The sequence below is a fragment of the Myxacorys chilensis genome (assembly GCF_059505265.1).
Genome location: NZ_JCACKG010000107.1, coordinates 1 through 11,102 on the forward strand (window position 1 = coordinate 1; position 11,102 = coordinate 11,102).

12 protein-coding genes and 1 riboswitch are annotated in these 11,102 nt (G+C 47.7%); of the genes, 6 read left to right on the forward strand and 6 right to left on the reverse strand.

Annotated features, from left to right (window positions below; all coding sequences use genetic code 11):
* Positions 1-613: 613 nt before the first annotated feature.
* Both AC5JLB_RS08075 and AC5JLB_RS08080 read left to right on the forward strand, forming a co-directional pair.
* Complete coding sequence (locus tag AC5JLB_RS08075) at positions 614-793, forward strand: type II toxin-antitoxin system HicA family toxin (RefSeq protein ID WP_495873313.1); 180 nt, start codon at positions 614-616, stop codon at positions 791-793.
* Positions 793-1,005, forward strand: coding sequence for a type II toxin-antitoxin system HicB family antitoxin (locus tag AC5JLB_RS08080; RefSeq protein ID WP_495873314.1), 213 nt, complete (start codon positions 793-795; stop codon positions 1,003-1,005). The genes AC5JLB_RS08075 and AC5JLB_RS08080 overlap by 1 nt, the downstream gene beginning before the upstream one ends.
* Before the next feature lie 23 nt (positions 1,006-1,028).
* Here the strand turns inward: AC5JLB_RS08080 and AC5JLB_RS08085 are convergent, their stop codons facing one another.
* Positions 1,029-2,180 (reverse strand): cysteine desulfurase family protein, encoded by a 1,152-nt coding sequence (locus AC5JLB_RS08085; RefSeq protein WP_495873315.1) that lies wholly within the window; start codon positions 2,178-2,180, stop codon positions 1,029-1,031.
* Between the two features lie 5 nt (positions 2,181-2,185).
* Positions 2,186-2,743 (reverse strand): Uma2 family endonuclease, encoded by a 558-nt coding sequence (locus AC5JLB_RS08090; RefSeq protein WP_495873316.1) that lies wholly within the window; start codon positions 2,741-2,743, stop codon positions 2,186-2,188.
* A gap of 48 nt (positions 2,744-2,791) precedes the next feature.
* Here AC5JLB_RS08090 and folK point away from each other — a divergent pair, with 48 nt between their 5' ends.
* Positions 2,792-3,934: a 2-amino-4-hydroxy-6-hydroxymethyldihydropteridine diphosphokinase gene (gene folK, locus AC5JLB_RS08095; protein ID WP_495873317.1), complete on the forward strand. Its 1,143-nt coding sequence runs from the start codon at positions 2,792-2,794 to the stop codon at positions 3,932-3,934.
* Positions 3,935-3,997: 63 nt separating this feature from the next.
* Entirely contained in the window at positions 3,998-5,449 is a 1,452-nt protein-coding gene (locus AC5JLB_RS08100; protein WP_495873318.1) for an FAD-binding domain-containing protein, read from the forward strand.
* Here the strand turns inward: AC5JLB_RS08100 and AC5JLB_RS08105 are convergent.
* Both AC5JLB_RS08105 and AC5JLB_RS08110 read right to left on the reverse strand, forming a co-directional pair.
* Positions 5,446-6,132: a Uma2 family endonuclease gene (locus tag AC5JLB_RS08105; RefSeq protein ID WP_495873319.1), complete on the reverse strand. Its 687-nt coding sequence runs from the start codon at positions 6,130-6,132 to the stop codon at positions 5,446-5,448. The genes AC5JLB_RS08100 and AC5JLB_RS08105 overlap by 4 nt on opposite strands.
* 169 nt (positions 6,133-6,301) lie before the next feature.
* Complete coding sequence (locus AC5JLB_RS08110; protein WP_495873320.1) at positions 6,302-6,733, reverse strand: DUF4278 domain-containing protein; 432 nt, start codon at positions 6,731-6,733, stop codon at positions 6,302-6,304.
* A gap of 38 nt (positions 6,734-6,771) precedes the next feature.
* Positions 6,772-6,839: riboswitch (Glutamine riboswitch) on the reverse strand.
* Positions 6,840-7,028: 189 nt separating this feature from the next.
* Between AC5JLB_RS08110 and AC5JLB_RS08115 the strand changes: the two genes are divergently transcribed.
* Together AC5JLB_RS08115 and AC5JLB_RS08120 are read left to right on the forward strand one after the other, a co-directional pair.
* Positions 7,029-8,486: a glycoside hydrolase family 13 protein gene (locus AC5JLB_RS08115; protein WP_495873321.1), complete on the forward strand. Its 1,458-nt coding sequence runs from the start codon at positions 7,029-7,031 to the stop codon at positions 8,484-8,486.
* A gap of 104 nt (positions 8,487-8,590) precedes the next feature.
* Positions 8,591-9,031 (forward strand): ChaB family protein, encoded by a 441-nt coding sequence (locus AC5JLB_RS08120; protein WP_495873322.1) that lies wholly within the window; start codon positions 8,591-8,593, stop codon positions 9,029-9,031.
* 121 nt (positions 9,032-9,152) lie between these two features.
* On the opposite strand, the gene rnhA is transcribed toward AC5JLB_RS08120, so the two are convergent.
* Positions 9,153-9,956, reverse strand: a complete 804-nt coding sequence (rnhA, locus tag AC5JLB_RS08125) for a ribonuclease HI (RefSeq protein ID WP_495873323.1) — start codon at positions 9,954-9,956, stop codon at positions 9,153-9,155.
* Between the two features lie 182 nt (positions 9,957-10,138).
* Positions 10,139-10,336, reverse strand: a complete 198-nt coding sequence (locus AC5JLB_RS08130; RefSeq protein WP_495873324.1) for a DUF433 domain-containing protein — start codon at positions 10,334-10,336, stop codon at positions 10,139-10,141.
* Positions 10,337-11,102 lie beyond the last annotated feature (766 nt).

Here is an 11,102-nt window from a genome sequence, read left to right on the forward strand (position 1 = left end):
ACACTGATTCTAAGCGAAATGCAATTCTAAATTCAACATCTACAACTGTAGTAATAATACAGTTTAATATTTGGATGCTGAAGATTCGCTGAAGCGATCGAGCAATTCTACGGCTCTAGAATTACTATCTAACCTGAGTTCGGGATAAGGAATTGCCAAAAACCTTGATTTCTCGTACCTTTTGGCTTTAATAAACGCAAAGGCATTGTCAATAAAGTTCATAAATACAATTATTGTCAATAGAAAAGTCTATTGACAATAGTGTGTAAGGCAGTAGTTTGGTCAAGTCTTTCAGTGTTTGGTTTAACCCGAAATCAGGTTATGACTACCTAATGACAACCATCTACCACCTACACTTCATAACAGCGGACGAACGGGAACCATTGGTGATGAGTTCAAGATTATCTGCCCCCGCTACATTTTGCCGTTATGCTGCTAGATTATCTACGGAAGATGTTTATCAAGGTTATCTGCCAGCGCTCAGAACCAAGTTACTTCGGAGCTATCTGTAAGACAAGGTTTTGAGACATCTGCTCAGACACACTACAAGATACGAGCTACAAGTGCTTGCGTTGACAAGTCTCTGTCCTCTCCCTAAGCTTGAGAGATGAAGGTGAGGGACATCATCAAACTGATTGAGCAAGAGGGTTGGTATTTGGCACGGACACGGGGCAGCCACCGTCAATACAAGCATCCCAACAAGCCAGGTCTAGTAACTGTACCCGGGAAACCAGGTGATGATTTAGCTCCAGGAACGTTGGATAGCATCTTGAAGCAAGCGGGATTGAAATAATGCAGTACCTTATCGTCATTGAGAAGACAGAAACTGGATATTCTGCTTATTCTCCTGACCTCCTCGGGTGTGTCTCAACCGGGGCAACCCGTGAAGAAGTTGAACAGAATATGCATGAAGCAATGGCGTTCCACCTTGATGGCTTGAAGTTGGAGGGTTTAGAGATCCCACAGCCTACGACCTCATCCGCCTATGTTGAGGTGGCAGCCTAGCACTGCGTTGAGGTAGACGGTGATTATCGATCGCGGAGAGACTGAACCACATCAATGACGCAGTGGGCAGCGCGATCGCACTCTTCTTCCGTATTAAATCGCCCAATTCCAAATCGTAACGAGGCATACGCCAATGCATCTGATAATCCCAATGCTTGCAATACGTGGGATGGTGTAACCTTCGCTGACGTACATGCAGAACCAGACGACACGGCAATCACTGGCTGCAATGCTAATAACAATGCTTGTCCATCTACCCCTTCAATACTCACATTTAGATTTCCCAGCAATCGTTGAGTTGGATGACCGTTAAGATGAATGCCGTCGATCGATTGAAGAGATTGCCACAAGTGATCGCGCAATCCTGAAATCCGCGCTGATTCTGATGGCAGCTCTTCCAGCGCAATTTCAACCGCTTTACCCAATCCAACAATGAGCGGAGTAGAGAGCGTTCCGGCTCGTAGTCCTCGTTCTTGCCCGCCACCGTGAAACTGGGGAGCGATCTGCACACGTGGATCTCTGCGACGGACGTACAACGCTCCAATTCCTTTCGAGCCGTAAACTTTGTGAGCCGTGAGCGACATCAGGTCGATCTTCATTGCTTCCACATCAAGCGGAATTTTACCGATCGCTTGCGCGGCATCGGTGTGAAAGAGAATATTGAGATCGCGACACAACGCTCCAATCTCTGCAAGCGGCTGCAACACTCCAATTTCGTTATTTGCTGCCATAACAGAAACTAAAATTGTGTCGTCTCGCAAAGCTTTTTCTAGCGTATCTACATCAATCAGTCCATCAGCTTGAACTGGCAGAAAGGTAATCTCAAACCCAAGCGATGCTAAATAGCGACACGGATCAAGAACAGCATTATGTTCTGTTTGCAGCGTGATGATGTGTCTTCCTCGACTGAAATACGATTCTGCAACCCCTTTGATCGCTAAATTATTTGCTTCCGTTGCACCGCTAGTGAAGATGATTTCTTCTGGAGTTGCACCAATGGCGGCAGCTAAAATGTCTCGTGCCTGTGCGATCGCGGCTTCCGCTTCCCATCCATACGCATGACCTACACTGGAGGCATTGCCAAAATGCGTTGTGAAATAGGGCAACATCGCGGCTAAAACGCGATCGTCAACGGGCGTTGTGGCGTGACAATCGAGATAAATCGGACGATCCATAGCGGTTAGAGCAGTTTCTTTAATGCGATCGTAAACCCTGGAACCACATCTTCGCCGCTTAATATCGCGTCGGCAGGGTATTGAGTAACTGAGCGATCGGCGCGATACGCATAAGCACAGCGATGCTGACGATCAACTAGCCATCCCAAACGAACGCCATTTTCGATGTACTCTTGCATCTTTTCTTGCAAAACGTCCAACGAATCAGATTTAGAGCGGATCTCAATCACAAAGTCAGGCGCTAATGGAATAAACTTATCTTCTTCCTCATCCCAATTCTCAGCCAGTCGCCCTTTTGCAACAAACGCAGCATCGGGGGAACGAAGCGCCCCATTTGGCAGCCGAAAGCCACCACTTGAACTGAAAACCTCGCCTAGATCATGCTCTTCTACCCAATTCAGCAGGTAAGCTCCCGCTTTTAATTCTCGATTGCTTGAAATTCCACCTGTTGGAGCCATCGCAAGAATTGTCCCATCTGCGTTTTGTTCAAATCGCAATTCTGGGTTTTTAGAACTCATGAGCATCAGTTCTTCATCGGTGACAGTGACGGTTGAATTTCCCATTGCGCTCCCCCAGAATGCAGATTAAGTTGACTATAAAAGATTTCGGCTATGGCACAACGCGCAATTTCTCCAAAATTGAGTCAGGCGCTGATCGCCCTTGGCAGCAATTTAGGCGATTCTTACACCATTTTAGAATCTGCTTTAGAAGCATTGAACCAATCATCAGGAATTCGAGTGGAAGCACAATCGCACTGGTACAAAACTAAACCGATCGGGCCGCCTCAGCCGGACTATCTCAACGGTTGCGCCTTGCTGCAAACCACGCTCACACCTCACGCCTTACTTGCCACCCTCTTCGCAATCGAAGCCGAATTTGGTCGCGAACGCCGTGAACGTTGGGGCGCACGTACCCTTGACTTAGACCTACTCTTATTTGATGATGTGATTCTGCAAACTCCTGATTTGCAGGTTCCCCATCCTCGGATGAACCAACGAGCTTTTGTTCTCGTTCCCCTCGCCGAGATTGCCCCCGACTGGATTGAGCCACGATCGCAGCGCTCAATTTTAGAACTAGCCCGTGCGATCGATACCTCCGACATTCAACCTCTTTCTTCGCGAAGCGGGGCGAAGCTCTCCCGCTTCGCGAAGCGGGGCGAAGCTCTCCCTCATCCCTCATCCCTCATCCCTAAATCAATGCCCCTGGGTTCAGAACCACCCCAACTCCTCGAACATCGCCTCACCTACAAAGGGCGCAAATTCGACTTTGAAGTCAATCGACTCCGTTTGCCTAATCAATCTGAGGGCGACTGGGAATGTATTCGTCATCCCGGTGGCGCATTGGTGATTCCAGTCACCTCTGAAGGCAAGCTTGTTTTGGTCAATCAATACCGCTTTCTCGTGCAAGGACGATTGCTAGAGTTTCCCGCCGGAACCGTGGAAATAGGCGAGAACCCCCTAGAGACCATCCAACGCGAGATCGAAGAAGAAACCGGATATCGGGGCAACCAGTGGCAGAAGTTGGGAGAGTTTTTCTTGGCTCCGGGCTATTCTGACGAAGTGATTTATGCCTTTCTGGCTCAAGATTTGCAGCTTTTGGAGCATCCGCCAGAACAAGATGAGGATGAGGATATTCAAACTGTATTGATGACGCCTGAGGAAGTCGAGAAAGCAATCTATGCAGGCGATTTGACCGACTCGAAATCGATTTCGAGCTTTATGCTGGCACGTCCAATCTTATTAGGCAGTTCGTAGGTGTCAACAGAGCAGAATTTGCTAGGGTAAGGGAACTGCTCGCCCTATGATTTCTAGCCTAGTATGTCTGATTTAGTTTTGTTTTGGCATCGTCGCGATCTGCGAATTTCAGACAATCTTGGACTAGCAATGGCGCGACAGCGCAGCCCCAAAGTCGTCAGTGTGTTTTGCCTCGATCCAGGCATTCTGAATCGCGATGATGTTGCGCCTGCCCGCGTGACCTATATGATTGGCAGCTTACGATCGCTGCAAGAGCGCTATGCCCAAGTCGGCGGTCAACTGCTGATTCTCAACGCCAATCCGCGTCAAGCTATTCCTGCACTGGCAACGGCGTTAGGTGCAAAAACTGTGTTTTTCAATTGGGACGTTGAGCCATATGCCCACGAGCGCGATCGCGCCGTAATCTCTGCCCTGGGCGATGCCAAAATTGACGTTAAAACTTGCTGGGATCAACTGCTTCACTCGCCCGAAGAAATTCAATCGGGTTCCGGTTCGCCCTACACTGTTTATTCACCGTTTTGGAAAAACTGGAGTAGTAAACCAAAAGCGGAACCCGTTCCCGATTTAACGCAGGTAGAAGGATTATCGGAGCGCGAACTAGAAGCGGCAAAAACAGTACGGGTAATTGCGCTGCCCACGGCTAAAGAACTAGGCTTTGGTTGGGACAATCTCCTCATGCTTGCTCCCGGAGAAGAGGCGGCACAAGAGCGATTAGACGAATTTTGTGATCAAGCGATCGCAGAGTACCGAGACCAGCGCAACTATCCCGCTCAGCCTGGAACCTCTCTTTTGAGCGCTGCCCTCAAGTTTGGGGTGATCGGCGTCCGCACGGTTTGGGCAGCGACGGTTGATGCCACGAAACAAAGCCGCAGCGATGAGACAAAAGAGAACATCCGCGTGTGGCGTCAGGAGATCGCGTGGCGAGAATTCTATCAACACGCGCTGTATTTCTTCCCAGAATTGGCAGAAGGCGCATACCGAAAAGTATTAAAAACCTTCCCGTGGGAGAACAACGAAAAATACTTCCAAGCCTGGTGCGAGGGAAAAACCGGATACCCGATCGTTGATGCAGCGATGCGTCAGATGAATGAAGTGGGCTGGATGCACAATCGGTGCCGGATGATTGTCGCCAGCTTTCTGACTAAAGATCTGGTCGTCGATTATCGCTTAGGTGAGAAATATTTTATGCAACGGCTCTATGATGGCGATGTGTCAGCCAATAATGGTGGCTGGCAGTGGAGTACATCGAGCGGCATGGATCCAAAACCTTTGCGAATTTTTAATCCGGCGAGTCAAGCAAAGAAATTTGACCCGGAAGGTGAATATATTCGGGAATGGCTACCAGAGTTGCGGCGGGTTGAAACGGAGAACTTGATTTCTGGAAAGATCGATCAAAATGAGCGCGATCGCGCAGGCTATCCAAGACCAATCATCGATCACGCCGTGCAACAGCGCAAATTCAAAGAGATGTATCAGCAGCAAAAACAAGCAACGGGTGCTGAAGGCGGCGCTTAGGCAATGTCGTCGGGGTTGATGCCCAGCGATCGTAATCGTTCAGCTAATCGATCTGCGCGTTGTCGTTCTTCCTCTGCGCGTTGTCGTGCTTGATTCGCTGATTCGTCTGGCGTAGGAACTAGACTGCCATCGCCGCCAAAATAGCGGAGTTGATTGTTTTTCACCCCCAGAAACAGTTGAAGTTCTTCACTCCAGCGCCAACCCTTCTCATTGAGTGGAATCTCTTGATATTCATGCCCATCTAAGCGCAATCCTACGAACTCAAGCGTAGTGGGTGAAAACCAGAAATATTCTGGGGTACGGAAACGGTCTTGATAAAGCAATTTCTTCAGCGTGCGGTCAGTGTCTTCTGTCGTCGGTGACAGTAGCTCAATGATGATATTGGGATATTTACCGTCTTCTTCCCACACAACCCAAGAGTTTCGATGGCGTCGTTCAGTGGGTTTAACTAAGAAGAAGTCGGGTCCTCGAAACTCTCGATTTCGGAGTTGTTGACGACTAAAATAAACGGTAAGGTTTGCACCAATAAAGAAGTCTGAGCGATCTTGCCAGAGAAACTCTAGACACGCCACAAGTAACGTCAGTTGGGCGTAATGCACAGATGATTCCATTTCTGGCTCGTCGCTTTCAAGGTGAGTAGCATCAGGTAGAAGATCTGCAAATTCTTTTGCAGTTAGGCTCATGGGTCGTTCCTTTGAAGCGCAACTTCAATTCCTTTCACTCTAATCACTCTAAGTCTTGTCAACCAATTATGTGAACGAATCAGCACCAACTTCAACAAAAAAGGGCTTCAACAAAAAAAAGGGACGTTCGACTGAACATCCCTTAGAGTGTATGGATTCTTTAAAGACTTTAGACAAGCTGGCGTTGCTCCGCTTCTAGCAAAGCCAACAGCGCATTATCCCCTTTCTCCTGGGCACTTTGAATGCGACGTTGCAGATTGCGCTCTAGGTTAGCCTGGTGAACCCTTGATAGGTTTCTGGATAAAGCGATCGCAGACACAGTAAGCGGCGTTTTAACACTTTTAGTCGGTTTCGGGCGTGTTACTGTCGTCCGCTCTCCGTTTGGCTGCACTTGGTAGGTGCTGCCTCGATAGGTTAACTGGTAGGCTGAGCGAGGTTGATAGGTAGCTGGAGCAGGCTGCTGATGGGGATCGAGCCGGTAGACACTTCCGCGATAGGTTAGGGTGAATGGCTCTCGAACGTTCTCGAACCGATCGCTGTCTGTACGCTTAGGTTGGGTCGGGTCGTATTCGTAGGAAGAACCGCGATAAATTAGCTTCATAGTCGCCTCTGAGAAAAAGTAGCGTGGGTAGGTAATGAGGCGCGTTCCTTCAGGAGAACTCCTTACTTCCGTCTCGTTCAGCGCAGGCTTACTAAAGATGAACGTACATATCTGTATTATATGTTACGCTTTTGCGCTTTTGTAGAATAATACAAAGCTAAACAAATCCGGGTTTGAGCACAATCTGTCCTGAGACGGTAAAAACTTAGCCATTTAAAGTACTTTTCTATCGAGAGTTAGACTGCGATCGCGGTGGGGATCAGTACCGTAGGCAAGGAAGGTACAGAAAGTAGTTATGGATATTCAAACACCGGACTGGGTCAAGCACGCCGTCTTCTATCAAATTTTTCCCGATCGCTTTGCTCGGAGCCAAGAACCTCATAAGCGATTGCTCGAAGCTGACCGTTGGGAAGATTGGCACGCAGTGCCAACTCTACAAGGCTATAAAGGCGGCGACCTGTGGGGTGTGATTGAAAAGCTTGACTACCTTCAAGACTTGGGAATTACAGCGATTTATTTCACCCCGATTTTTCAGTCGGCAAGTAACCATCGCTACCATACCCACGACTATTACACCATTGACCCTCTATTAGGCGGGAATGAAGCATTTAAAGACCTGTTAACAGCCGCCCATCAGCGCGATATCAAAGTTGTTCTTGATGGAGTGTTCAATCATTCAAGTCGTGGCTTTTTCTTCTTTCACGATGTGCTGGAAAACGGTCCTCATTCGCCTTGGGTAGATTGGTTTAGAATTCACCAATTTCCGGTTAATCCTTACAACGGGGAGTACCCTGCAAACTACGAAGGTTGGGCAGATAATCGAGCACTGCCCGTGTTCAATCACGACAATCCTGAAGTGCGAGAGTACATTATGGAGATTGCCGAATATTGGATTAAATTAGGCATTGATGGGTGGCGGTTGGATGTGCCGTTTGAGGTGAAAACGCCAGGATTTTGGCAGGAGTTTCGCGATCGCGTCAAGGCAATCAATCCTGACGCCTATATTGTGGGTGAAGTGTGGCACGACTCGCGAGAATGGCTCGACGGTACACAGTTTGATGGCGTGATGAACTATCTGTTTGCAGGACCGACGATCGCGTTTGCAGCTGGCGATCGCGTAGCCATGGAACAGGTTCAAAGCCGTGATTATCAGCCCTACCCGCCCCTGTTTGCGGCAGAATATGCCTCTAAAATTGAAGAGTTGCTCAACATGTATCCTTGGGAAATTCAGCTAACGCAACTGAATCTACTGGCAAGTCATGATACAGCCCGCTTAGCGACGATCGCAGATGGCGATCGCACCAGTGTTGAACTTTCTACTCTTTTACTTCTCACCTTTCCAGGTGCGCCCAGCATTTACTACGGCGATGAAGTTGGATTACCTGGCGCGATCGATCCAGATTCGCGGCGCGGCTTTCCCCTAGAAACAAATTGGGACTACAAGATTTACGAGTGCCATCGACAGCTAATTGCGCTGCGTCATGCTCATCCTGCTTTGCGGACAGGAGACTATAGAGTTTTATATGCCGAAGGAACAACCTATGTGTTTGCGCGACGACTTGGCGCTGAGGAGATTATAGTCGCCGTCAACATTGGTACATCTGAGGTAAAAGCTCATCTGAATATCTCGAAGACAGAGTTAAAGTCTCGCCCGAATAAAATTCTTTATGGCTCTATCTCAATGGAATGGGCAGACGATCGCTTAACACTCGATTTGCCACCTCGATCGGGTGGTATTTTGGCTGAAATTTGATCTCTACACGAAGGAAGAGAAGCAATCCTACTTTAGGCAAGATGGCTAGTAACTTGCTCCTGATTATGCTGTTCTCAGTTAAAAATTTTTAGGAGTTATTAATTATGTCAACTGATCCAAACATTGATGTTAGCCGTCAACAAGAAAAAGGGGATGACCTGGTAAATGCCAATCCTCAGCTTGACGCCAATGAGAAACAGCTAGAGCTTGTCAACAAACAAGGCGACGGAGTTGATCAAGCTGATTTAGCGAAGCCCCAGACTTCAGCAGACGTGCAAGCAGCAAAGCGCGATGATGTGGATGAGCAAGGCGCGGACAAACTGCCTTCTGAAATTACCGATAAGCTCATGGACGGTTCTGATCAAGTGTTTATGGCAGCATTCAAGAACGGTCAGCACGATGGTTTAAGCCGTGAAGCTGCTATGCAAATGGCTTGGAACAGCGTGAAAGGAGGATTTGTTCGGAGCGACGATGGAAGCTGGCATCGCAAGTCTGGAGCGGATGATAGAACTATCAATTCCGGTGTAGGTGGAAGTGCAAGCTAAAAGGTAGTCATTGTACGACTTCTTGAGCCAGTAGCATCGGTCATGATGAGTAAGAAGTAAAGAAAACGGTAGAAGCGTGCTACGGCATGTCTCTACCGTTTTTAATGGAGATTAAGGGAATTTAATCGACTCGTTCTAATTGCCACAAGATCTGATTTCCTTCTCTACGCACTCTCGATACTACCCAGTTGCGCCACACCCAGTTATCGCCCCGACTCGTAACCGCACTCGCGTTGATGTCCATCAAATCCGCAAGTTCGGAACTCGTGATCAAATAGCCTTTAGCCGCGATTTCTTCTGCCATGTGCAGCATATCAACTGAGTTGCGGAGGTTAGCAACTCGGACTTCGCGGGGAAGGTTTTCTGAAGCGTCGCTGGACTTGCCGTCTTCTAAAGAAACCGTTTGGGAGAGTTGAGTATCAGCCATATCTACAATAGAACTCTGTTTATGAGGATCGAAGGTTTTTAGTTCGGGCATTCTACCTAAAGAGAAGGCACGAGCGATCGCGTCGCATCGCTCATTTCCAACATCGCCCGAATGTCCTCGGACATAGCGCCACTCAACTTGACGGGAATTGAGTTGGTCTAGCTTCTCCCATAATTCCTGATTCAGCACAGGTTTTCCAGTGGATGTTTTCCATCCTTTTTTCTTCCAGCCGCCAATCCATTTGGTGATGCCGTTCTTGACGTATTCGCTATCGGTGTAAAGAATTATTGGCTCCGTTTGTTCAGATTCGGCCAGGAAATGCAAGGCTGCGATCGCGGCTTGCATTTCCATTCGATTATTGGTGGTTTCTCGCTCCGCCCCACCTAATTCTTGAACAGAGCCATCGGTAAAGTAAACCACAGTTCCCCAGCCTCCTGGACCTGGATTGCCAGAACATGCGCCATCAGTGTAGATCGATTGAATAGTTCGTGCTGTCATAATATATGGACGTAAAGTCGGGGCTTAGCCTATCACGGTTGTTGGTCACAAGGTTTGCTAATCAAGCCAGGTAGCAATGATTTGCCAACGATTAGCGCAAAGTGCAACTCCGAAGAAACCACAAAATTCAGCAATTTTTCATAGCTAGAGCGATCGCAGGAATAGTCGTGGCAAGTTCACCCTCAAGGCTTCAAATTGCTAAGTGCTGCTTTCAAATCATCTGGCTCAAGGTCAGGCATTTCCTCCAAAATCTCTTCAGCACTTAATCCAGCCGCAAACAAATCTAAAACGTCTGTCACCCGAATTCTCATGCCTCGGATACAAGTACGACCGCCACATTGTCTAGGATTGGTTGTGATTCTTTTAAGTAGTTCTGACACTCAAGACATCTCTATAGTCAACTTTCTCCAGTATGAATGAGCTTTACTAGACCCGAAAATAGTGAAGAAGCACAGCCCCCTTCGTTCTTATTACAGCATCCCCTTTCCGAGTAGGAATGCCAAAGCAGTAGCTACAACTTCATTTTGTCCAAAGCCACAAGAGAACAAAAGCATTTCTATAGCAAGGCAACTGGACTATAGATCCTTCTCGCTCACTTCACTCGGTTCCTGCGGAGTTACGCCTTGGCGTTAATCGCAGATTTTGTTCTTAATCAACATCCATTTGTTCTTAGCGCGATCGCATTAAGAACAAAACAACCCGCACTAAGAACAAAACGACATGCACTAATAACCTACGTTTATTCGGCAAGAACTAACACTTTTATTTATGTTATCGAAGCACATTGATTTGTTCTTGATCAACGTTGATCTGTTCTTGATCAATGTTGATCTGTTCTTAATAGACTTGTTTTTGTAATTTTCTCAGCGCAAATACTGACCAAACCAGCGCACCTTCATTCAAGCGATACAAAAAATCTGCGGGTTCTGCGTTCCTAACCTCAACGGCAACTTTGCTAGTGAGTTACGTAGAGAGCATGTCTGTCATACTCATCGCAAAAACTGCTCAGCGACAGATCCTCCACGTAAGAACATCTCAGCGGTGTGTGAGCACAGTAAGCCAGGAGTGCGACGACAACGGCAATTTAAGCCATAAGTAGCTAGGCGGAATTAAACTTAAAACGTTCTAGGGCGTAGCCCATTGCTT